This window comes from Aeromonas sp. 6P, assembly GCF_051919525.1.
Lineage (GTDB): Bacteria > Pseudomonadota > Gammaproteobacteria > Enterobacterales > Aeromonadaceae > Aeromonas > Aeromonas veronii.
Genome location: NZ_JBQBEO010000002.1, coordinates 899379 through 920683 on the forward strand (window position 1 = coordinate 899379; position 21305 = coordinate 920683).

Annotated in this window: 21 protein-coding genes and 2 tRNA genes; 18 read left to right on the forward strand and 5 right to left on the reverse strand. The window is 56.4% G+C overall.

Annotated elements, in window-relative coordinates; translation table 11 throughout:
- Positions 1-2 precede the first annotated feature (2 nt).
- From pomA to greA, 3 genes are all read left to right on the forward strand, one after another.
- Positions 3-761 (forward strand): flagellar motor protein PomA, encoded by a 759-nt coding sequence (pomA, locus tag ACTG2J_RS04415; protein WP_005349525.1) that lies wholly within the window; start codon positions 3-5, stop codon positions 759-761.
- A gap of 8 nt (positions 762-769) precedes the next feature.
- On the forward strand, positions 770-1663 hold the full coding sequence (locus tag ACTG2J_RS04420) for a flagellar motor protein MotB (RefSeq protein WP_005349528.1): 894 nt from the start codon (positions 770-772) through the stop codon (positions 1661-1663).
- A 156-nt stretch (positions 1664-1819) separates the two neighbouring features.
- Positions 1820-2296 carry a transcription elongation factor GreA gene (gene greA / locus ACTG2J_RS04425; protein WP_005343528.1) on the forward strand — a complete coding sequence of 159 codons (477 nt, stop codon included), beginning with the start codon at positions 1820-1822 and terminating at the stop codon, positions 2294-2296.
- A 76-nt stretch (positions 2297-2372) separates the two neighbouring features.
- On the opposite strand, the gene ACTG2J_RS04430 is transcribed toward greA, so the two are convergent.
- Positions 2373-2954 (reverse strand): hypothetical protein, encoded by a 582-nt coding sequence (locus ACTG2J_RS04430; RefSeq protein WP_021230375.1) that lies wholly within the window; start codon positions 2952-2954, stop codon positions 2373-2375.
- 103 nt (positions 2955-3057) lie between these two features.
- Complete coding sequence (gene yhbY / locus ACTG2J_RS04435) at positions 3058-3354, reverse strand: ribosome assembly RNA-binding protein YhbY (RefSeq protein WP_005338829.1); 297 nt, start codon at positions 3352-3354, stop codon at positions 3058-3060.
- Positions 3355-3451: 97 nt separating this feature from the next.
- Between yhbY and rlmE the strand changes: the two genes are divergently transcribed.
- The 15 genes from rlmE (at position 3452) to pnp (ending at position 18842) form a co-directional block, all read left to right on the forward strand.
- Entirely contained in the window at positions 3452-4081 is a 630-nt protein-coding gene (rlmE, locus tag ACTG2J_RS04440) for a 23S rRNA (uridine(2552)-2'-O)-methyltransferase RlmE (RefSeq protein ID WP_005338828.1), read from the forward strand.
- Between the two features lie 45 nt (positions 4082-4126).
- Positions 4127-6073 (forward strand): ATP-dependent zinc metalloprotease FtsH, encoded by a 1947-nt coding sequence (ftsH, locus tag ACTG2J_RS04445; protein ID WP_042060094.1) that lies wholly within the window; start codon positions 4127-4129, stop codon positions 6071-6073.
- Positions 6074-6132: 59 nt separating this feature from the next.
- Complete coding sequence (gene folP, locus ACTG2J_RS04450; RefSeq protein ID WP_113739044.1) at positions 6133-6978, forward strand: dihydropteroate synthase; 846 nt, start codon at positions 6133-6135, stop codon at positions 6976-6978.
- Positions 6979-6993: 15 nt separating this feature from the next.
- Positions 6994-8328: a phosphoglucosamine mutase gene (gene glmM / locus ACTG2J_RS04455; protein ID WP_103250971.1), complete on the forward strand. Its 1335-nt coding sequence runs from the start codon at positions 6994-6996 to the stop codon at positions 8326-8328.
- A 131-nt stretch (positions 8329-8459) separates the two neighbouring features.
- Positions 8460-9224 (forward strand): triose-phosphate isomerase, encoded by a 765-nt coding sequence (gene tpiA / locus ACTG2J_RS04460; protein ID WP_005349542.1) that lies wholly within the window; start codon positions 8460-8462, stop codon positions 9222-9224.
- Entirely contained in the window at positions 9225-9551 is a 327-nt protein-coding gene (gene secG / locus ACTG2J_RS04465; protein WP_439997237.1) for a preprotein translocase subunit SecG, read from the forward strand.
- Positions 9552-9558: 7 nt separating this feature from the next.
- A tRNA-Leu gene (locus tag ACTG2J_RS04470) sits at positions 9559-9643 on the forward strand.
- Positions 9644-9735: 92 nt separating this feature from the next.
- Positions 9736-9812, forward strand: a tRNA-Met gene (locus ACTG2J_RS04475).
- Between the two features lie 166 nt (positions 9813-9978).
- Positions 9979-10437: a ribosome maturation factor RimP gene (gene rimP / locus ACTG2J_RS04480; protein ID WP_005338809.1), complete on the forward strand. Its 459-nt coding sequence runs from the start codon at positions 9979-9981 to the stop codon at positions 10435-10437.
- A gap of 14 nt (positions 10438-10451) precedes the next feature.
- On the forward strand, positions 10452-11954 hold the full coding sequence (nusA, locus tag ACTG2J_RS04485; RefSeq protein WP_005338808.1) for a transcription termination factor NusA: 1503 nt from the start codon (positions 10452-10454) through the stop codon (positions 11952-11954).
- A gap of 20 nt (positions 11955-11974) precedes the next feature.
- Positions 11975-14668: a translation initiation factor IF-2 gene (gene infB / locus ACTG2J_RS04490; RefSeq protein ID WP_005338806.1), complete on the forward strand. Its 2694-nt coding sequence runs from the start codon at positions 11975-11977 to the stop codon at positions 14666-14668.
- Positions 14669-14723: 55 nt separating this feature from the next.
- Entirely contained in the window at positions 14724-15161 is a 438-nt protein-coding gene (gene rbfA / locus ACTG2J_RS04495; protein ID WP_005338799.1) for a 30S ribosome-binding factor RbfA, read from the forward strand.
- Position 15162: 1 nt separating this feature from the next.
- Complete coding sequence (gene truB / locus ACTG2J_RS04500) at positions 15163-16113, forward strand: tRNA pseudouridine(55) synthase TruB (protein ID WP_213389436.1); 951 nt, start codon at positions 15163-15165, stop codon at positions 16111-16113.
- Between the two features lie 144 nt (positions 16114-16257).
- The gene (gene rpsO / locus ACTG2J_RS04505; protein ID WP_005338797.1) at positions 16258-16527 is read left to right on the forward strand and encodes a 30S ribosomal protein S15; all 270 of its coding nucleotides are present in this window, start codon (positions 16258-16260) and stop codon (positions 16525-16527) included.
- A gap of 167 nt (positions 16528-16694) precedes the next feature.
- On the forward strand, positions 16695-18842 hold the full coding sequence (gene pnp / locus ACTG2J_RS04510) for a polyribonucleotide nucleotidyltransferase (RefSeq protein ID WP_439997238.1): 2148 nt from the start codon (positions 16695-16697) through the stop codon (positions 18840-18842).
- A 98-nt stretch (positions 18843-18940) separates the two neighbouring features.
- Here the strand turns inward: pnp and ACTG2J_RS04515 are convergent, their stop codons facing one another.
- From ACTG2J_RS04515 to ACTG2J_RS04525, 3 genes are read right to left on the reverse strand one after another with little or no spacing between them, the layout of a single operon-like run.
- Positions 18941-19999, reverse strand: coding sequence for a protein-glutamate methylesterase/protein-glutamine glutaminase (locus ACTG2J_RS04515; protein ID WP_236381859.1), 1059 nt, complete (start codon positions 19997-19999; stop codon positions 18941-18943).
- Positions 19996-20487 (reverse strand): chemoreceptor glutamine deamidase CheD, encoded by a 492-nt coding sequence (cheD, locus tag ACTG2J_RS04520; protein ID WP_113739041.1) that lies wholly within the window; start codon positions 20485-20487, stop codon positions 19996-19998. Before cheD ends, ACTG2J_RS04515 begins: the two co-directional genes overlap by 4 nt.
- Positions 20488-20490: 3 nt before the next feature.
- On the reverse strand, positions 20491-21294 hold the full coding sequence (locus ACTG2J_RS04525) for a CheR family methyltransferase (RefSeq protein WP_005349557.1): 804 nt from the start codon (positions 21292-21294) through the stop codon (positions 20491-20493).
- Positions 21295-21305: the final 11 nt, after the last annotated feature.

Here is a 21305-nt window from a genome sequence, read left to right on the forward strand (position 1 = left end):
ACGTGGATCTAGGCAGTCTGATAGGGATAGTGCTGGGTTTCGGGGTGGTGGTGTACGGCATGCTGCTGGGTGGCCCCATGAGCATGTATGTGGATATGCCATCGGTCTACATCACTGTATTGGGCTCAATCTTCATCGCCATGATGAAGTTCAACCTTGGCCAGTTCCTGATGGCATTCAAGGTGGCGGGCAAAGCCTTTATGTACAAGGGCGACAAGCTTGAAGACCTGATTACCAAAGCCGTCGAGCTGGCTGACGCGGCTCGCAAAGGGGGCTTTTTGGCGCTGGAGGCCGCAGAGATCCCCAATGCATTTATGAAAAAAGGGATCGACATGCTGGTGGATGGTCACGATGCCGAAGTGGTGCGTGCCGTGATGGAAAAGGATATCGACCTGACAGCCGAGCGCCATGTCATTGCCATCAAGGTCTTCCGTACCCTTGGGGATCTGGGCCCTGCCATGGGGATGATAGGTACGTTGGTGGGTCTGGTGGCCATGCTGGCCAACATGAGTGACCCCAAGTCGATCGGGCCGGCGATGGCGGTGGCCTTGCTTACCACCCTGTACGGTGCGATAGAGGCCAATATGTTGGCGATCCCGATTGCCGACAAGCTGGAGCTGCGCAGCGGGGAGGAGAAGCTCAGTCGTACCCTGATCCTTGATGCCATTATGGGGATTCAGGATGGTCAGAATCCTCGGGTGATCCAGTCCATGCTGCAAAACTATCTGAACCAGTCCAAACGTAATACCGGCACCGAATAGGGGGCGTTATGTCTGATTGCAAGTGCCCGCCACCAGGGCTCCCTGGTTACATGGGAACCTTTGCCGACCTGATGTCGTTGCTGATGTGCTTCTTCGTGCTGTTGCTCTCCTTTGCCGAGATGGATGTGCAGAAGTTCAAGCAGATAGCCGGTTCCATGGACAAGGCATTCGGGGTACAGAACATCCTTGAGGTGAAAGATATTCCCAAGGGGACCTCGGTGATTGCCCAGGAGTTCAGGCCCGGTCGCCCGGAACCCACGCCAATTGATACCGTGATGCAGCAGACCATCGATCTGACCCAGACCGAACTGGAGTTTCTGCCCGGCGAGTCGGATCAGGCAGGTGGTCAGGACAAGAGTGATGGCAAACAGACGGGGGGCGATACCGCGCAGGATGCGAAGAAGGCGCAAGAACAGTCCAATACCCTGGCCAAAGCCCTCGCCGAGCAGATGAAAGATCAGATCCAGGATGGCGCCATCGAAATTGAGGCGCTGGGCCAGCAGATCATCATCCGGATCAGGGAAAAAGCGTCTTTCCCGGCCGGTTCGGCATTTCTGCAGCCACAGTTCTGGCCGGTCATTCGCAAGGTAGCGACCCTGCTCAAGGATGTGCCGGGTGAAATCACCATCTCCGGTCACACCGACAACGTGGCGACCGAAGATGAGCTGTTCCAGTCCAACTGGGAGCTGTCGTCGCAACGGGCGGTGGCGGTGGCGCACCAGATGCTGAAGGTCCCCGGTTTTGATCAGGGGCGGCTGGTGGTGCAGGGGATGGCGGATTCCCAGCCATTGGTGCCCAATACCACCCCGGAAAATCGTCGGATGAACCGGCGGGTGGAGATCGCCATCATGCAGGGCAAACCGACCGTTTCGGCCCCCATTTCCGTACCGGAAGGGAAGTAAGCGAAGGGAATGCCGATGACGCAAGTGGGATCTGCATCAGGGGGCTGACGTGGATTTTGTGTTGGCTTCATATTAAGATGCCTCATCCGAACCGATTGCTGCGGCCTCCTTGCAGATGGCCGCAGTTTCTATTTTCAAGCAACCCAGGTTTCGACTATGAATCATACTCCGATGACTGTTCGCGGCGCTGAGAAGCTGCGCGAAGAGCTCGATTATCTCAAGACCGAGCTTCGTCCCCAGATTATCGAAGCGATTGCCGATGCCCGTGAGCACGGCGATCTGAAGGAAAACGCCGAATACCATGCCGCTCGCGAGCAGCAGGGGTTCTGTGAAGGTCGCATTCAGGAGATTGAAGCCAAGCTCTCCAATGCTCAGGTGATCGACGTCACCAAGATGACCAACAACGGCCGCGTTATTTTTGGCGCGACTGTGACTCTGCTCAAGAGCGAGACAGAGGAAGAGGTGGTTTACCGCATCGTGGGTGATGATGAGGCTGATATCAAACAGAACCTCATCTCTGTCAACTCCCCCATTGCTCGCGCCCTGATTGGCAAAGAAGTGGACGATGTCGCAATCGTCAAGACCCCTGCTGGCGATGTGGAATACGAAGTACTGGAAGTCGCTTATATCTAAGCGAATGCTACAGACGATGAAACAGGGGGGCTTGCGCTCCCCTGTTTGTCTTTATCTATGTGATTATTGATTAAAATCAGGACAGATACGCCTCGGTAAAGGCGTCCTGATGGCGCTGAAACAACCAGTGGCGCAGCCGTTCGATGTTGTTCTCGCTCATCTGAAAGCTCAGTGCCCAGGTGGCATGGTCGGCATTGGCTTTGATGCGCCTTACCAGTCGTCCCTGCAGTGGAAGAGGGTCCTCTTGCTCGATGCAGAGCTCGCCGTTGATGGGAGTATCGGCCACCATGTCGATTGGCAAATTTTCCACGATGAGGCCGTTGAGGGAGAGGCTGAGTACCTGAAACAGGCCCAGCTCGCTGCAAAGTTTGGCTTTTTGTGTGAGACGCCAGGCGCGCGGTTGCGCAAATCCCAGCTCCCTGATGACCGGTGCAGATAACCGGGGCTCGACGAAGCCATCTTCCCCTTGGGTAAAGCTCAGGGGAAAACGCAGCTGATGGCCAGCGAAGCGGGCTTCGAGTACAAGGTGTTCGGCTTTTTGCAGCAAGCCAAGCATGGGGGCATCGAGGTGACCACTCAGAACATGGGTGTCCTGATTGCTCCCCAAGTCCCGCAGCATGGCCAGCTCATCGTCGGTCAGAATAGGATGGTGAGCCATAATGCGTGTCCGGAAGTATTCATCGCAGGTTAAGGGCTTTGCGACTACTTTGGCAAGCGACTCGGGAAGAAGTGGAATAAGGAAAGAGCGATGCTCTTTCCTTTTACTTGCGGGGCAGCTGGATTTTGGGTTCGTTGGCTTGACGATAAATGGTCAGCACATGACCCATGCTTTGCACCTTGATTGAACCGGTTTCACGGACGATAGCATCCATAACCAGTTGTTTCATTTCGCGATCTTCAGAGGCAACCTTAACCTTGATCAGCTCGTGATGGTTCAGTGCCAGATCGATCTCGGCCAGTACACCTTCGGTCAGACCATGCTGACCCAGCAGGACGACAGGCTTGAGGCTATGGGCAAGGCCCTTGAGGTACTGTTTCTGTTTATTGTTGAGAATCATCGCAATTTCTTCATAAGTCAGGGTTGAAAGGGGCGTATTCTACCCCCACTTAGCCCTTAATACTAATAACCCTTGTGGTTTTTTAAAGTCGATTATCATGACCCAGAAAAAACGTTCCCCCAGTTCAACTCGCTGGTTAAAAGAACATTTCGACGATCAATACGTCAAAAAAGCCCAGAAAATGGGCCTGCGTTCTCGTGCTGTTTTCAAGATTGACGAGATCCAGGGCAAGGATCGCTTGCTGAAACATGGCATGACCGTAGTGGATTTGGGAGCAGCCCCCGGTGGTTGGTCCCAGTTCGCGGTTGAACAGGTTGGTGATTCGGGTCGCGTCATCGCATGTGACATTTTGCCGATGGATCCCATTGCTGGTGTCGATTTCCTGCAAGGGGACTTTCGGGAGGAAACTGTACTCGGCGCTTTGCTGGAGCGAGTGGGTCCCGACAAGGTCGATGTCGTGATGTCTGATATGGCGCCCAACATGAGCGGTACCCAGCAGGTGGATCAGGCTCGCGCCATGTATCTGGTCGAGCTGGCGCTGGACATGTGCAATCAGGTATTGCGTAGTGACGGCAGTTTCGTAGTGAAGGTGTTTCAGGGAGAGGGCTTTGATGCCTATCTCAATGAAATTCGTAAACTTTTCTCCGCTGTCAAAATTCGTAAACCAGACTCATCCCGCGCCAGATCACGGGAAGTCTACATTGTGGCTACCGGTTTTAAACTGTAGTACCCTAACCTTCATCGTTAACTGTCAGTCTGCGAGGTTACTGATTTGAGTGACATGGCGAAAAACTTAATCCTGTGGCTGGTCATCGCCGTCGTTTTGATGTCGGTGTTCAATAGCTTCAGCCCCAGCGATACCACCAGTCGCCAGCTGGACTATTCCAGCTTCGTTAAAGAGGTGACCCAAGAGCAGATCCGTGAAGTGCGGATGGACGGTAAGGTCATTAATGGCGTCAAGCGTACTGGTGAACGATTCACCACCATCATCCCTGCGCCGGATCCCCAGCTGCTCAACGACATGCTCAATCACAATGTCAAAGTGATGGGCGAGAAGCCGGAAGAGCCGTCTCTGTTGACCTCTATCTTCATCTCCTGGTTCCCGATGCTGCTGCTGATCGGTGTCTGGGTCTTCTTCATGCGTCAGATGCAGGGCGGCGGTGGCAAAGGTGCCATGTCGTTCGGCAAGAGCAAGGCTCGCCTGATGAGCGAAGATCAGATCAAGACTACCTTTGCCGATGTTGCAGGTTGCGATGAAGCCAAGGAAGAGGTGAAGGAGCTGGTCGACTATCTGCGCGACCCGAGCAAATTCCAGAAACTGGGTGGCAAGATCCCGACTGGCGTACTGCTGGTTGGTCCTCCCGGTACCGGTAAAACTCTGCTGGCCAAGGCCATTGCGGGTGAGGCCAAGGTGCCGTTCTTCACCATCTCGGGTTCCGATTTCGTGGAGATGTTCGTCGGTGTCGGTGCCTCCCGGGTACGCGACATGTTCGAGCAGGCCAAGAAATCCTCTCCCTGCATCATCTTCATCGATGAAATCGACGCCGTCGGTCGTCAGCGTGGCGCCGGTCTGGGCGGTGGTCATGATGAGCGTGAGCAGACTCTTAACCAGATGCTGGTCGAGATGGATGGTTTTGAAGGCAATGAAGGCATCATCGTCATTGCTGCCACCAACCGTCCTGACGTACTGGATCCGGCACTGCTGCGTCCGGGCCGTTTCGACCGTCAGGTTGTGGTCGGTCTGCCGGATGTCCGTGGTCGCGAGCAGATCCTGAAAGTACACATGCGCAAGGTTCCGTTGGCAGATGATGTCAACCCGGCGCTGATTGCCCGCGGCACGCCCGGCTTCTCCGGCGCTGACCTTGCTAACCTGGTCAACGAAGCTGCGCTCTTCTCCGCTCGCGAAAGTCGCCGTGTGGTCTCCATGGCTGAGTTCGAGAAGGCGAAGGACAAGATCATGATGGGCGCAGAACGTCGCTCCATGGTGATGAAAGAGTCCGAGAAAGAGATGACTGCGTATCATGAAGCTGGTCACGCCATCATTGGTCGTCTCGTTCCTGACCATGACCCGGTTTACAAGGTCTCCATCATTCCGCGCGGTCGTGCGCTGGGTGTGACCATGTATCTGCCGGAGCAGGATCGCTGGAGCCACTCCAAGCAGCATCTGGAGTCGATGATCTCCAGTCTGTATGGCGGTCGTCTGGCAGAAGAGCTGATCTACGGTGCCGAGAAGGTATCGACCGGTGCATCCAACGATATCGAGCGTGCCACCGAGATTGCACGCAAGATGGTGACCCAGTGGGGTATGTCCGAGCGTCTCGGCCCGATGCTCTATGCGGAAGAAGATGGCGAGGTGTTCCTCGGTCGCAGCATGGCCAAGGCCAAGCATATGTCCGACGATACCGCTCGCGTGATCGATGCAGAGGTCAAGCAGGTCATCGACCGCAACTACGCCCGTTCCAAGCAGATCCTGCTGGATAATATGGACGTGTTGCACAGCATGAAAGATGCGCTGATGAAGTACGAAACCATCGACGCCAAACAGATCGATGATCTGATGGCCCGTCGCGAGGTTCGTGCTCCGAGCAACTGGCATGACGAGCATGGTGATACCCCGCAAGGCGGTTCCACTGTGGCTGCCGAGGCCAAGCCTGCCGATGAGGCTGCACCGGTGGCGGATGTCACTATCGACAAAGCCAATGACGCGCCGGCTAAATAATTGTGACTCTCCAAACCCCGGGCTTGCCCGGGGTTTTTCTTTATCAGATGGACGTGAAAATGCAGTTAACCAGCAAGGGGCTCAGCCTCTCCCTCGATCGTCCCCATGTGATGGGGATCCTCAATGTGACGCCCGACTCCTTCTCCGATGGCGGTAATTTCAACCAGTTTGAACGGGCAATGGCCCATGCCCGTCAAATGGTGGCGGATGGGGCGACCCTTATCGATATCGGTGGCGAGTCAACCCGCCCTGGTGCGCCCGATGTGAACGAGCAGGAGGAGCTGGACAGGGTCATTCCTGTCGTGGAGCAGATGGCCCGTGAGCTGGATGTGATGATCTCCCTCGATACCTCCAAAGCGGCTGTGATGCGGGAGGGTTGCAAGGCGGGAGCCCATCTGATCAACGATGTGCGGGCACTGCAAGAGCCGGGAGCACTGCAAGCCGCGGCCGAAGCGCGGGTTCCGGTCTGTCTGATGCATATGCAGGGGCAGCCGAGAACCATGCAAGTCGAGCCGCACTATGACGACCTGATCGGGGAGGTGCGCGCCTTCTTTGATGAGCGTATTGCGGCTTGTCTGGCGGTCGGGATCCGTCGTGAAGAGCTGTTGCTGGATCCGGGATATGGCTTTGGCAAAACCCTTGCACACAACTATCAGCTGTTGGCGGCTCAAAAGGAACTGCTTGATTATGGCTTGCCGCTATTGGTGGGGATGTCGCGAAAGTCTATGATAGGCAACCTGCTGGGCCGTCCGGTGGATGAGCGTCTGGCGGGCAGTCTGGCATGCGCCCTTATCGGCATGCAGCATGGGGCCCGCATCATCAGGGTACATGATGTACGGGAGACCATGGACGCATTGCGCGTCGGTTGGCTGGCAATGACGGGACAAGATTTTATTTCCAGATAATAAAGAGAACAGACAATGGCAAGAAAGTATTTCGGTACCGATGGTGTGCGCGGCAAGGTTGGCGAATACCCGATCACCCCTGATTTTGTAATGAAATTAGGTTGGGCTGCCGGCAAGGTGCTCTCCAAGAAGGGCACCAAAAAGGTGCTGATTGGCAAAGATACCCGCATCTCCGGTTACATGCTGGAATCCGCGCTGGAAGCGGGGCTCTCTGCGGCAGGCCTCAAGGCCATTCTGATGGGACCGATGCCCACGCCGGCGGTTGCCTACCTGACTCGCACTTTCCGTGCCGAAGCTGGCATCGTCATCAGCGCTTCCCACAATCCCTTCTACGACAACGGCATCAAGTTCTTCTCCGCCGACGGCACCAAGCTGCCCGATGATGTCGAGCTGGCTATCGAAGCCGAGCTGGATCACGAGCTCAAGTGTGTCGAGTCGGCCGAACTTGGCAAAGCGGTGCGCATTGATGATGCCGCCGGTCGCTATATCGAATTCTGCAAGAGCACCTTCCCCTCTCACATGAATCTGGATGGGGTGAAAATGGTGGTCGACTGTGGCCACGGCGCTACTTACCACATTGCGCCGTCGGTTTTCCGCGAGCTGGGTGCTGAAGTGATCACCATGGGCTGTGCCCCGGATGGTCTCAACATCAACGATGGTGTTGGTTCGACTGCACCTGATGCACTGGTTGCCAAGGTGCTGGAGTGCAAGGCCGATCTGGGGGTTGCCTTTGATGGTGATGGTGACCGTCTGATCATGGTTGACCATACCGGCTATCTCATCGACGGTGATGAAGTGCTCTATATCATCGCGCGCGATGCCCTGCGCAATGGTCGCCTCAAAGGCGGTGTCGTCGGCACCCTGATGGCCAACATGGGTCTGGAGCTGGCGCTGCAAACCCTGGGTATTCCGTTTGCCCGTGCCAAGGTAGGTGACCGCTATGTGCTGGAGATGATGGAAGAGAAGGGCTGGCGTATCGGTGGCGAGAACTCCGGCCACATTATCTGTCTTGATCAAACCACTACGGGTGATGGCATCGTGGCTGCCTTGCAGGTGCTTACCGCCATGCGCAGTGCCGAGATGCCGCTGGCCAAGTTGCGCTCCGGCATGAGCAAGTTCCCGCAGGTGCTGGTGAATGTTCGCTTTGCCGAAGGCAAGGATCCGCTGGCCGCAGATGCTGTCATGGCTGAGGTTGCCAAGGTGGAACAGGAGCTGGCTGGTCGTGGTCGCGTACTGTTGCGTAAATCAGGTACCGAACCGCTGATCCGGGTCATGGTCGAAGGGGAGCATGAACAGCAGGTTCGTGACATGGCTCAGCGCATCGCCAAACAGGTTGAATCGGCGCTTTAATGAACAACCAGGGCGGCTTTTTAGTCGCCCTGGTTGTATCTTGTTCAAACGATTCAAAAATTTAAAAATAGCACTTGTCAGCTGAGCATCCTCTGGATATTATCAGCCCCGCTTTCGCAAGGGAGTTGCCGATGGGACATCGCAAGCCGTTTGTAGCAGCCAACTGGAAGTTGCACGGTAGTAGGTCGCAGTTAGAGCAGTTTACGAGTCAGTGTCTGAAGGGCGTTGACGGAAAAGTAGATGTGGTTCTCTGTCCTTCCCATGTGCATCTCGACTTTACCGCTTCACTGCTCAACGAGCAGAAAGTAATAAAGTTGGGGGCTCAGAATGTGAGTCAGCACGCTACTGGCGCTTACACTGGAGAAATCTCGTGTCAGATGCTGGTTGAGGCAGGGTGTCGTTATGTATTGGTAGGGCACTCCGAGCGCAGGCGTCTCTTTGGTGAGACCAGTTTTATCGTCGCAGAGAAGTTTGCGGCAGCCAGAGCGGCAGGCTTGATTCCCATCCTCTGTTTAGGTGAATCAGGTGCGGCGAGGCAGGCGAGAAGAGCCTTCGAGGTGATCGCTGAAGAGCTGGATATCGTCATAGAGAAAAATGGCGCGATGGCTTTCGATAATGCTATCATCGCCTACGAGCCGATTTGGGCTGTAGGTACAGGTAAATGCGCCACACCCGAGCAGGCACAAGAGGTTCATTCCTTTATACGTGGTCGCTTGGCGGAGGATACTCCGGTAATAGGTGAGAAAGTTAGAATCATCTATGGTGGGAGCGTAACGCCGAGCAACGCGAGAGATTTGTTTGCACAGCCCGACATTGATGGCGGACTGATTGGCGGAGCAAGCCTCGATAGCGATGCGTTTTTAGGAATTGTTGAAGCGGCAAAGGGTGCAAGTTAAATGTACGAGATTCTTTTAGTCGTTTATCTGCTGGTTTCACTGGCTCTGATTGGTCTGGTGATGATTCAGCAAGGTAAAGGGGCTGATATGGGCGCCTCCTTCGGCGCAGGGGCATCGAACACAGTATTCGGCTCCGGTGGTTCAGGCAGTTTCCTGACCCGAACAACAGCAATTTTGGCTACTTTGTTTTTTGTTATCAGCTTGGTGCTCGGCTCTATGTCCAGCAACAAGGTCAAGCATGGTAGTGAGTGGGAGAATCTGCAACAAACCCAACAGGTTGAGCAGACCAAAGCGCCAGTGAAGAAAGATACTGACGTTCCCGAGTAAGAGTTTTGCCGTGGTGGTGGAATTGGTAGACACGCTATCTTGAGGGGGTAGTGCTCTAGGGTGTGCGGGTTCGAGTCCCGCCCACGGCACCAATTAAGCAGTGAGCTCGGGAAACCGAGTGTATTATAGCCAGTCAGTCTTGTATCGAGAGAGTGAAGTGGCTATAATCTCGCACGATTTCGGACGCGGGGTGGAGCAGCATGGTAGCTCGTCGGGCTCATAACCCGAAGGTCGTCGGTTCAAATCCGGCCCCCGCAACCAAATTTCACGCATTTCCTACGCTCAGGAAGGCGGTCGCTGCGAGGCGACAATCAGGGTAAAGCGCCAAGCCCCGATTTGACATCGGGGCTTTTTGTTATGTGCAATTTACTCTGAATCGATATCTATCTGGGCTTTATGCCCTTTTTTTGTTTTTCGGAGGGTGACTTTGGCTACGTTGGAACAACGTTTGACCGATCTGCTCGAGGCTCCGGTCGTTGCCTTGGGTTTTGAACTTTGGGGTATTGAGTTTATCCGTGCGGGTAAACACTCCACCTTGCGTGTCTATATCGACGGCGAGCAGGGTGTGACTGTCGAGAACTGTGCTGAGGTCAGCCATCAGGTTGGCGCCATCATGGACGTCGAAGATCCCATCACCGAGGAGTATTACCTCGAGGTATCCTCCCCCGGCCTGGATCGTCCCCTGTTCAAGGTTGCCCATTTCGAAAAATACGTTGGCCAAGAGGCGGCGGTAACGCTTCGGATGGCAACAAACAACCGCCGCAAGTTCAAAGGCGTAATCAAAGCTGTGCAGGGCGACATGATCACCCTGACAGTAGATGGTAAGGACGACGTGTTGGCTTTCACCAATATCCAAAAAGCGAACATAGTGCCGAACTTTGGTTAACGAGGCTATCGGATATGAATAAAGAGATTTTGCTGGTCGTTGACGCAGTATCCAACGAGAAAGCGGTACCCCGCGAGAAGATCTTCCAGGCTCTGGAAACCGCGCTGGCGACTGCGACCAAGAAGAAATATGAAGGCGAAATTGAAGTTCGGGTCGAAATCGATCGCAAGACCGGTGACTACGACACTTATCGCCGCTGGGTAGTCATTGCGGATCAAGCCGCGATGGAAAACCCCTATGCTGAAATCACCCTGGAAGCAGCGCAGATTGATCAGCCGGAAATCCAGATCGGTGAGTATGTTGAAGACCAGATCGACTCTGTGACCTTCGACCGTATCACTACCCAGACCGCCAAGCAGGTTATCGTGCAGAAAGTGCGCGAAGCCGAGCGTTCACAAGTAGTTGATCAGTTTAAAGATAAAGAAGGCACCATCATCAGTGGTGTGGTCAAGAAGAGCAACCGTGACAACGTCATCCTGGATCTGGGCAGCAATGCTGAAGCCGTGATCTTCCGTGATGACATGCTGCCGCGTGAAACCTTCCGCCCGGGCGACCGTGTCCGTGGTCTGCTGTATGCAGTGCGTCCGGAAGCCCGTGGTTCCCAGCTGTTTGTCAGCCGTTCCAGCCCGGACTTCCTGAAAGAGCTGTTCCGTATCGAAGTACCGGAGATCGGTGAAGAGATGATCGAAATCATGGGCGCTGCCCGTGATCCGGGTTCCCGCGCCAAGATCGCGGTGAAGACCAACGATCGTCGTATCGACCCGATTGGTGCCTGTATCGGTATGCGTGGTGCCCGTGTGCAAGCTGTCTCCGCCGAGCTGAGCGGTGAGCGCGCCGACATCGTGCTGTACGATGACAACCCGGCCCAGTACGTGATCAATGCCATGGCACCTGCCGATGTGGCCTCCATCATCGTTGATGAAGACAATCACACCATGGATATCGCCGTGGAAGCTGCCAACCTGGCTCAGGCCATCGGTCGCAATGGTCAGAACGTGCGTCTGGCCTCCCAGCTGACCGGTTGGGAGCTGAACGTGATGACCGTTGAGGACATGCGTGCCAAGCACCAGGCCGAAAACGACCGCATCATGAACCTGTTCACCAGCACCCTGGACATCGACGACGATTTCGCCGGTCTGCTGATGGAAGAGGGCTTCTCTACCCTGGAAGAGATCGCCTTTGTACCGGTCAACGAGCTGCTGGCTATCGACGGTCTGGATGAAGACATGGTCGAAGAGCTGCGCAAGCGCGCCAAAGATGCCCTGACTACCAAGGCACTGGCAAAAGAAGAGTCTTTCGATGGCGTTGAGCCGTCCGAAGAGCTGCTCAATCTGAACGGTCTGAGCCGCGAACTGGCTTACGCTCTGGCGGGCCGTGGCGTGGGCACCCTGGAAGATTTGGCTGAGCAAGGTATCGATGACCTTGCTGATATTGAAGGGCTGACTGCCGAGAAGGCAGGTGAGCTCATTATGGCTGCTCGCAATATCTGTTGGTTCGGAGAAGAGCAGTCCGAGTAAGATCAAACGGAGGAAAATGAATGGCAGAAGTATCAGTCAAACAACTTGCCACTGACATCGACACACCGGTTGATCGTCTTCTCCAGCAGTTTGTCGATGCCGGTATCAGCAAGAGCAAGGCCGACGACATGGTCAGCGAGTCTGAGAAACAGGCTCTGCTGGCACACCTGAAGAAACAGCATGGAGGTGACGAGGTCGCCGCTCCTGCCCGCATGACCTTGCAGCGCAAGACCAAGAGCACCATCAGTGTTCAGGGGACTGGCGGCAAGAACAAGGAAGTGCAGGTAGAAGTGCGCAAGTCTCGCACCTATGTAAGACGCTCGGCGCTGGAAGATGAACAGCGTCAGGCGGAAGCCGAGGAAACAGCGCGTTTGGAAGCAGAAGAAAAAGCTCGTCGCGAGGCCGAAGAGAAGGCCCGTCTCGAAGCTGAAGAGAAGGCTCGCCGTGAGGCTGAGCAGGCTCGTCGTGAAGCTGAGGAAAAGGCGCGGATCGAGGCACAATCAAAGGCTCGACAGGCTTCACAGCCCGCCAAAGCAGCCAGTAGCACAGCTCAGCAAGAGGCAGAAAAGATGGCCAAGCGCGAAGCAGAAGAACTGAAGCGCCAACAGGAACAAACAGCTTTGAAAAAAGCTGAAGAACTTGCCGCGAAGAAAGCCGAAGAGGCTCGTCTCATGGCGGAACAGAACGCAGCCCGCTGGGCTGAAGAAGAGGCCGCTCGCGCCAAAGAGAGCAGCGACTACCATCTGACCACCAACAAGCATGCGCAAGCCGCAGAAGACGAGTTGGATCGGAAAGAAGAGACCAGCCGCCGCACTGCCGCAGCTGCCAAGGCACCGAAGAAAGCCGGTCGTCGTGAAGATGATCGCGACTCTCGCAACCCGCGTGCCCGCAAAGGCAAGCGCGGCAAGGTCGCCATGCCGAACGCCATGAAGCACGGTTTCAACAAGCCGGCTGCCGTGGTGAACCGCGACGTCGTCATCGGCGAGACCATCACCGTGGCCGAGCTGGCCAACAAGATGGCCGTCAAGGGCGTTGAAGTCATCAAGGTGATGATGAAGATGGGTGCCATGGCCACCATCAACCAGGTGATCGACCAGGAGACCGCTCAGCTGGTCGCCGAGGAGATGGGTCACAAGGTTGTGTTGCGTCGTGAGAACGAGCTGGAAGAGGCGGTACTGTCCGATCGTGACGAGACCTCCGAAGCCAAGCCGCGCGCACCTGTCGTGACCATCATGGGTCACGTTGACCACGGTAAGACCTCGCTGCTCGACTACATTCGTAAAGCCAAGGTTGCTGCTGGCGAAGCCGGTGGTATTACCCAGCATATCGGTGCTTACCACGTCCAGACCGACAGTGGCATGATCACCTTCCTGGATACTCCGGGTCACGCGGCGTTTACCTCCATGCGTGCTCGTGGTGCCAAGGCGACCGATATCGTTGTTCTGGTTGTTGCAGCTGACGACGGCGTGATGCCGCAAACCATCGAAGCTATCCAGCACGCCAAGGCTGCCGGTGTGCCGCTGGTTGTTGCGGTCAACAAGATCGACAAGCCTGAAGCGGATCCGGATCGCGTCAAGACCGAACTGGCCCGTTACAACGTCATGTCCGAAGATTGGGGTGGAGACTGCCAGTTCGTGCACGTGTCCGCCAAGTCTGGCGAAGGCATCGACGACCTGCTGGAGGCCATCCTGATCCAGGCTGAAGTACTGGAGCTGAAAGCGGTGGTTGATGGCATGGCCAACGGCGTCGTGATCGAATCCTTCCTGGATAAAGGTCGTGGTCCGGTTGCGACCGTACTGGTGCAAGAAGGTACTCTGCGTCAGGGCGACATCGTTCTGTGTGGTCTCGAGTACGGCCGTGTTCGCGCCATGCGTGACGAACTGGGTCGCGAGATCAAGGAAGCGGGTCCGTCCCTGCCGGTGGAAATTCTGGGTCTGTCCGGCGTTCCCTCTGCCGGTGACGAAGCCACCGTTGTCCGTGACGAGAAGAAAGCCCGTGAAGTGGCGCTCTATCGTCAGGGCAAGTTCCGCGAAGTCAAGCTGGCTCGCCAGCAGAAGGCCAAGCTGGAAAACATGTTCGCCAACATGACCGAGGGCGAAGTGTCCGAAGTGAACGTGGTGATCAAGGCCGACGTACAAGGTTCTGTGGAAGCGATCTGCGATGCGCTGGTCAAACTCTCCACCGACGAAGTGAAGGTGAAGATCGTGGGTTCCGGCGTAGGTGGTATCACCGAAACCGACGCGACCCTGGCTGCTGCTTCCAGCGCCATCCTGGTTGGTTTCAACGTCCGTGCCGACGCATCTGCGCGCAAGGTCATCGAATCCGAGAGCCTGGATCTGCGTTACTACTCCGTCATCTATGACCTGATCGACGAAGTGAAGCAGGCCATGAGCGGCAAGCTGGCCCCTGAGTATCGTCAGGAAATCATCGGTCTGGCTGAAGTGCGTAGCGTCTTCAAGTCTCCGAAGTTCGGCGCCGTTGCCGGCTGTATGGTTACCGAAGGTGTGGTCAAGCGTTCCAACCGTATCCGCGTTCTGCGTGACAACGTGGTTATCTATGAAGGCGAGCTGGAATCCCTGCGCCGCTTCAAGGATGACGTCAACGAAGTTCGCAACGGCTACGAGTGTGGTATCGCGGTCAAGAACTACAACGACGTGCGCGAAGGCGACCAGATCGAAGTTTACGAGACTGTTGAAATCCAACGGACTCTGTAAGCCGAGAGTTAGACAAAATAGGGGGCCGCGGCCCCCTTTTATCGCAGGATAGAATATGGCCAGAGAATTCAGCCGGACCCGTCGGGTCGGACAGCAGATCCAGCGTGAAATTGCGCTGATCCTGCAGCGCGAGGTGAAAGACCCGCGCATCGGCATGGTGACCGTTTCCGATGTGGAAGTGTCCCGTGACCTCAACTATGCCAAGATTTACGTCACCTTCTTGCAGCTGGAAAATGATGCAGAGCGCATCAAGGAAGGCTTGCAGGGTCTGACCGAAGCAGCCGGATATATCCGTAGTCTGCTGGGCAGTGCCATGCGTCTGCGCGTGGTGCCCGAGCTGCGTTTCTACTACGACCAGACCCTGGTCGAGGGGATGCGTCTCTCCAACCTGGTGACCAACACTGTGCGTGAAGACAAGCGTCGCATGGCCGAATCCGGCCGTGACGAAGAAGCTGAATCCGCACCGGATGACACGACAGAGGATAAAGCCTGAGATGACCCGAAGACGTCGTTTCAAGGGCCGTGATGTGCACGGCATTCTGCTGCTGGACAAGCCGACCGGCCTGACCTCCAACGATGTGTTGCAGAAGGTCAAGCGCATTTACAACGCCGCCAAGGCCGGTCACACCGGCGCACTGGATCCGCTGGCGACCGGCATGCTGCCGATCTGCCTCGGCGAGGCCACCAAGTTCTCCCAGTATTTGCTGGAAGCGGACAAACGCTATGAGGTGACCGCCAAACTGGGCGAGCGCACCAACACCAGCGACTCCGATGGTGAGGTTGTCTCTACTCGTCCGGTGAACGTGGCTGTCGGTACCCTGATCGAGGCGCTGGATCAGTTCCGCGGCCCCATCATGCAGGTGCCGTCCATGTACTCCGCGCTCAAGCACAACGGCCGTCCGCTCTACGAATATGCCCGTGAAGGCATCGAGATCGAGCGAGAAGCCCGTCCCATCACCGTATTCGAGCTCAAACTGCTGAGCTTTGAAGGTGATGAAGTGCGCCTTGAAGTGCACTGCAGCAAGGGCACCTACATCCGCTCTCTGGTGGATGATCTGGGTGAAGCGCTGGGTTGTGGCGCCCACGTGACCCAGTTGCGCCGTACCCAGGTGGCCAGCTATCCGTACGAGCGGATGCTGACGCTGGAGCAACTCGAGTGCATCTTCGAGCAGGCCAAGGCCGAGAGCATCCCGCCGCGTGAGCAGCTGGATCCGCTGTTGTTGCCGATGGATACCGCCGTGGCAAGCTTGCCCGAGGTGAACATGCTGGCGGTTGTGGCTGCCTATGTGAATCAGGGCCAGGCGGTGCAGGTAGCGGGTGCGCCGCAAAGCGGTCAGGTTCGCATGACGGTCGGCCCGGAGCGCGAGTTCATCGGGGTTGGCGAGATTGATGATGATGGCCGCGTCGCTCCCAAGCGACTGGTGCGTTATCACGACGAGGAGTGATCCTCAGGCGGTATCAGCGCGTCTTTCCCGTTTCGCCTCTTTATCGTTGCGAAAAGGGGCGGGGACGATTATGATACCGCCCTCATTTCACGGCTGAATTAGAGATTGGCTGTGAACCTTTAAACACTCTACTGGAGTATTACCATGTCTCTAAATGCTGAGATCAAAGCTCAAATCGTTGCTGACAACGCTCGTTGCGCCAACGACACCGGTTCCCCCGAAGTGCAAGTTGCCCTGCTGACTGCCCAGATCAACCATCTGCAAGGTCACTTCAAAGAGCACTCCAAGGACCACCACGGTCGTCGCGGTCTGCTGCGCATGGTTTCCCAGCGTCGTAAGCTGCTGGACTACCTGAAGCGTAAAGATTCCGAGCGTTATGCTGCTCTGATCGCCAAGCTGGGTCTGCGTCGTTAATCGACCATCAGATTTCGCGAAAAAGGGGAACCGTCAGGTTCCCCTTTTTTATTGCTCTTCAAGCCGTTGCCTGCCTCACAGAATTCGCGTCGCCGCTTACCTTTTGCATCGAATCAAGTATACTTGTGCGCGAATTTAAAGAGCCAAATTGTAAAAAGGAAATTCACGTGAATCCTATTGTAAAGTCATTCCAGTACGGTCAGCACACCGTCACTCTGGAAACCGGTGTGATGGCCCGTCAAGCCACTGCGGCCGTTATGGTCAGCATGGACGATACCTGCGTATTTGTGACCGTAGTCGGCAAGAAAGAGGCCGATCACGGCCGTGATTTCTTCCCGCTGACCGTCAACTACCAGGAGCGCACCTATGCTGCTGGTCGTATCCCGGGGGGTTTCTTCCGTCGTGAAGGCCGTCCGAGCGAAGGCGAGACCCTCATCTCCCGTCTGATCGACCGCCCTATTCGTCCGCTGTTCCCGGAAGGCTTCCTCAATGAGGTTCAGGTCGTTGCGACCGTAATGTCCGTGAATCCGGCCGTATCCCCCGACATCGTTGCCATGATCGGTGCCTCTGCTGCACTGGCCATCTCCGGTATCCCGTTTGGCGGCCCGATCGGTGCTGCTCGCGTGGGTTACATGAACGGTCAGTATGTGCTGAACCCGACCACCACCGAACTGCCGCAGAGCGATCTGGATCTGGTAGTTGCCGGTACTGCCAACGCCGTGCTGATGGTTGAGTCCGAAGCGGCCATCCTTTCCGAAGAAGTGATGCTGGGCGCCGTGGTATACGGTCATGAGCAGATGCAGACCGTGATCAATGCGATCAACGAGTTTGCCGCTGCCGTCGGCACCAAGCCGTGGGACTGGACTCCGCCTGCCGTCAACGAAGCGCTGAAAGCCAAGGTTGCCGAGCTGGCGAGCGCCGAACTGGGTGAAGCCTACCGCATCACCGAGAAGGCAGTTCGTTACGAAACCATCGCGGCCATCAAGGGTCGTGTGGTTGAGCAAGTTATCGCTTCCGGCGTGGAAGAAGATGCCAAGAAGATCGGCGAAGAGTTCCACAGCCTGGAAAGCCGCATCGTTCGTGGTCGCGTAGTACGTGGTGAGCCGCGTATCGATGGTCGCGATCCGGAAATGATCCGCGCCCTGAGCGTAGGTACCGGTATTCTGCCCCGTGCTCACGGCTCTGCCCTGTTCACCCGTGGTGAAACTCAGGCCATCGTGGTTGCCACTCTGGGTACCGAGCGTGACGCCCAGAACATCGACGAGCTGACCGGCAACCGTGCCGATCGCTTCATGCTGCACTACAACTTCCCGCCATACTGTGTCGGTGAGACTGGCATGATGGGTAGCCCGAAGCGTCGTGAAATTGGTCACGGCCGTCTGGCCAAGCGCGGCGTTGCTGCCGTGATGCCGAGCGCCGCCGAGTTCCCGTACGTGGTGCGCGTGGTCTCTGAAATCACCGAATCCAACGGCTCCTCCTCCATGGCGTCTGTCTGTGGTTCCTCTCTGGCGCTGATGGATGCCGGTGTGCCGATCAAGGCCTCCGTTGCCGGTATCGCCATGGGTCTGGTGAAGGAAGAAGAAGGTTTCGTCGTACTGTCCGACATTCTGGGTGACGAAGATCACCTGGGCGACATGGACTTCAAAGTAGCCGGTACCAGCGAAGGTGTGACCGCGCTGCAGATGGACATCAAGATCGAAGGCATCACCAAAGAGATCATGGAGATTGCGCTGAAGCAAGCTCGTGGCGCTCGTCTGCACATCCTGAAAGTGATGGACGAAGCTATCCAGGCTCCCCGTGCCCAGATCTCCGATTTCGCACCGCGTATCCACACCATCAAGATCAATCCCGAGAAGATCAAGGACGTGATCGGTAAGGGTGGTTCCGTGATCCGTGCGCTGACCGAAGAGACCGGCACCAACATCGAGCTGGATGATGACGGTACTGTTCGTATCTCCGCCGTGGCCAACGAAGCCGCCATGGAAGCGATCCGTCGCATCGAGGCCATCACTGCCGAGATCGAAGTGAACCGCATCTATGAAGGTAAAGTTGTTCGTCTGGCCGATTTCGGTGCATTCGTCAACATTCTGCCGGGCAAAGATGGTCTGGTACACATCTCCCAGATCACCGACGCTCGCGTGCAGAACGTGGCTGACCACCTGACAATCGGTGACGTGGTCAAGGTGAAGGTACTGGAAGTGGACCGTCAGGGCCGTGTACGTCTCTCCATCAAGGAAGCGAACGCCCCGACCGAAGCAGCTGCACCTGCTGCTGACGCCGCTCCGGCCGCTGAAGAAGCGCCTGCTGCAGAGTAATCTACTCGCCTGATACCGGATTGGTTCCGGTTGATGTAAAAAGTCCGGCTCCCCAATGGGAGCCGGACTTTTTTATGGGCAAAACGCGCGATAAGGGATTATTTGCCGAGGATGGCGTACTGCATCTCTTGTAAGGGGAGCACATGTCGGGCGGCTCCCAGCTTGATCGCCTCCTTGGGCATGCCAAAGACCACGCAGGATGCCTCATCCTGGGCATAGGTGTTGGCACCCGCATCCAGCATCTCGCGCAATCCCCGGGCACCGTCATCCCCCATGCCGGTCATGATGATGCCGGTGGCATTCTTGCCGGCATATTTGGCGACGGAGCGAAACAGCACATCCACCGAAGGGCGATGGCGGTTGATAAGCGGCCCGTCGACTACCTCGACGTGATAGTAGGCACCGCTGCGTTTGAGCAGCATATGCTTGCCTCCGGGGGCAATCAGCGCCAGCCCCGGGATCACCCGGTCATTGTTCTTCGCCTCCCGCACTTCTATCTGGCAGACCCCGTTCAGGCGTTCTGCAAACATGGCGGTAAATTTCTCTGGCATGTGCTGCACGATGACAATGCCGGGGCTGACTCGGGGCAAGGCTGTCAGCACGGCTTCCAGCGCCTGGGTGCCGCCGGTCGAGGTGCCGATGGCGATGAGCCGCTCGGTGGTTTGTGCCATGGCGTGCTGGTTGGGCGCCAGCATGGCATCTGCGTTGAGTTTGGTGCTGACCGGCACAGAGGAGGGCTTGCCCACGCGCTTGAGGTTGGCTTGGGCCGCGGCACGTACCGCCATGGCCAGGTCGTGGGCAGATTCTTGCAGAAAGCTTTTTATCCCCATGGTCGGTTTGGTGATGATGTCCACCGCGCCGGCAGCCATTGCCTGCAAGGTGGTCTCGGCCCCCTTTTCGGTGAGGGAGGAGCAGATCACCACCGGGGTTGGATGCTCTGCCATGATCTTGGAGAGAAAAGTGATGCCATCCATACGGGGCATCTCCACATCGAGCACGATGACGTCAGGCCACTCTTTCTTCAGTTTTTCCTGGGCAAACAGGGGATCCGATGCCGTGGCTATCACCCGGATATCAGGCTCCTGCTCCAGCACCGCTTGCAATACCTGTCTGACCACGGCGGAATCATCCACCAGCATGACCCGGATCTGCTTCATTCTCGCGACTCCCGTTGATGTGGCAGACGATGATGGCGGAGCCAGACACTGCCGTTGCTGAGCTCAAAGAGCAAGCTTCGGTGGCCGCTATGGCCAAGATGATGAGCCTTGATATCAAGGCCAAGGTGTCGGGTCAGCTGCCAGGCTGCCTGAATATTTTTGGTGGCGACATTGTTGTCGCTCTGTGCGTATTGAGGCTCGGTAAACATGTTGCCACCCCCGAACAACTTGGCCTCATATTCATGGATGGGGGCGGGATAGTGACTGGCCGCTTGCAGCAGCAAGGCGAGGGCTTCATCGGCATAGCGCCCATCCAGCTTGGCAGAGGGATTGCGCCGACTTGGCAGCATGTAGTGACACATTCCTCCCTGTTTCTGCTCCGGATGCCACAAGGTGATGGCAATACAGGAGCCCAGTACGGTTCTGACCACCACATCCTCCTTGCCAAAAAAGAGCTCTCCCGGTTGCAGGATCACCTCCCGTGCCATGACTTATCTCTTCTGATAGATGGAAGGAGAGACAAGCTGCAGGCCGTGGTGCAGGCCATGCAGGCTCTCGGCGTGGCTCACCAGCAGGTAGCCACCGGGTTTGAGTCTGGGTACCAGCCGCTGCAATACTTGCCCTTTGGTCTCCTTGTTGAAGTAGATCATCACGTTTCTGATGAAGATGACGTCAAACATGCCAATGTCCGGCAGATCCTGATTGAGGTTGATCTGCATGAACTGCACCTTATCCCGCAACTTGCGATCGATGATGAAGATGCCCTCCTGCAGGCCCACACCCTTGAGGCAATATTTCATCAAAAAGGGCAGTGGAATATTTTGCGCCCGCTCGATGGGGTAGCGACCGCTCATCGCCTGTTCCAGCACCCGGGACGAGATATCGGAGGCCAGGATCTCCCAGTTGAAGGTGCTGCGTTTTTCCGCGAGGGTCATGGCCAGACTGTAGGGCTCCTCGCCGGATGAGCTGGCAGCGCTCCAGACCCGCAGCGATTGCTCGGGCGGGAGCGCTGAGACTATCTCCCGCGTCAGAAACTCGAAGTGTTTGGGCTCCCTGAAAAAGTAGGTTTCGTTGGTGGTAAGGAGATCGAGCGCCAGCTGCAGTTCGCTGCTGCGATCGTTCATGATGAGCTGGAAGTAGTCGTCATAACTATCCAGCTCATAGTGGCAGAGGCGTTTCGCCAGTCGGCTGGCTACCAGCGCCTTTTTGGCCGGAGACAGCTCTATCCCCGCCGTTTGATGAAGCCAGCGTTGGAAACGGGAGAACTCATCATCATGCAGCTGGGTTTGATACAAAAAACAGTCCC

Coding starts and splice junctions, on each gene's coding strand:
- truB (WP_213389436.1), top strand. CDS start 15,163: ATGACCCGAAGACGTCGTTTCAAGGGCCGTGATGTGCACGGCATTCTG.
- ACTG2J_RS04420 (WP_005349528.1), top strand. CDS start 770: ATGTCTGATTGCAAGTGCCCGCCACCAGGGCTCCCTGGTTACATGGGA.
- yhbY (WP_005338829.1), bottom strand. CDS start 3,354: ATGATTCTCAACAATAAACAGAAACAGTACCTCAAGGGCCTTGCCCAT.
- rbfA (WP_005338799.1), top strand. CDS start 14,724: ATGGCCAGAGAATTCAGCCGGACCCGTCGGGTCGGACAGCAGATCCAG.
- ACTG2J_RS04515 (WP_236381859.1), bottom strand. CDS start 19,999: ATGAAGCAGATCCGGGTCATGCTGGTGGATGATTCCGCCGTGGTCAGA.
- ACTG2J_RS04430 (WP_021230375.1), bottom strand. CDS start 2,954: ATGGCTCACCATCCTATTCTGACCGACGATGAGCTGGCCATGCTGCGG.
- nusA (WP_005338808.1), top strand. CDS start 10,452: ATGAATAAAGAGATTTTGCTGGTCGTTGACGCAGTATCCAACGAGAAA.
- folP (WP_113739044.1), top strand. CDS start 6,133: ATGCAGTTAACCAGCAAGGGGCTCAGCCTCTCCCTCGATCGTCCCCAT.
- cheD (WP_113739041.1), bottom strand. CDS start 20,487: ATGGCACGGGAGGTGATCCTGCAACCGGGAGAGCTCTTTTTTGGCAAG.
- secG (WP_439997237.1), top strand. CDS start 9,225: ATGTACGAGATTCTTTTAGTCGTTTATCTGCTGGTTTCACTGGCTCTG.
- rpsO (WP_005338797.1), top strand. CDS start 16,258: ATGTCTCTAAATGCTGAGATCAAAGCTCAAATCGTTGCTGACAACGCT.
- greA (WP_005343528.1), top strand. CDS start 1,820: ATGAATCATACTCCGATGACTGTTCGCGGCGCTGAGAAGCTGCGCGAA.
- rlmE (WP_005338828.1), top strand. CDS start 3,452: ATGACCCAGAAAAAACGTTCCCCCAGTTCAACTCGCTGGTTAAAAGAA.
- glmM (WP_103250971.1), top strand. CDS start 6,994: ATGGCAAGAAAGTATTTCGGTACCGATGGTGTGCGCGGCAAGGTTGGC.
- infB (WP_005338806.1), top strand. CDS start 11,975: ATGGCAGAAGTATCAGTCAAACAACTTGCCACTGACATCGACACACCG.
- tpiA (WP_005349542.1), top strand. CDS start 8,460: ATGGGACATCGCAAGCCGTTTGTAGCAGCCAACTGGAAGTTGCACGGT.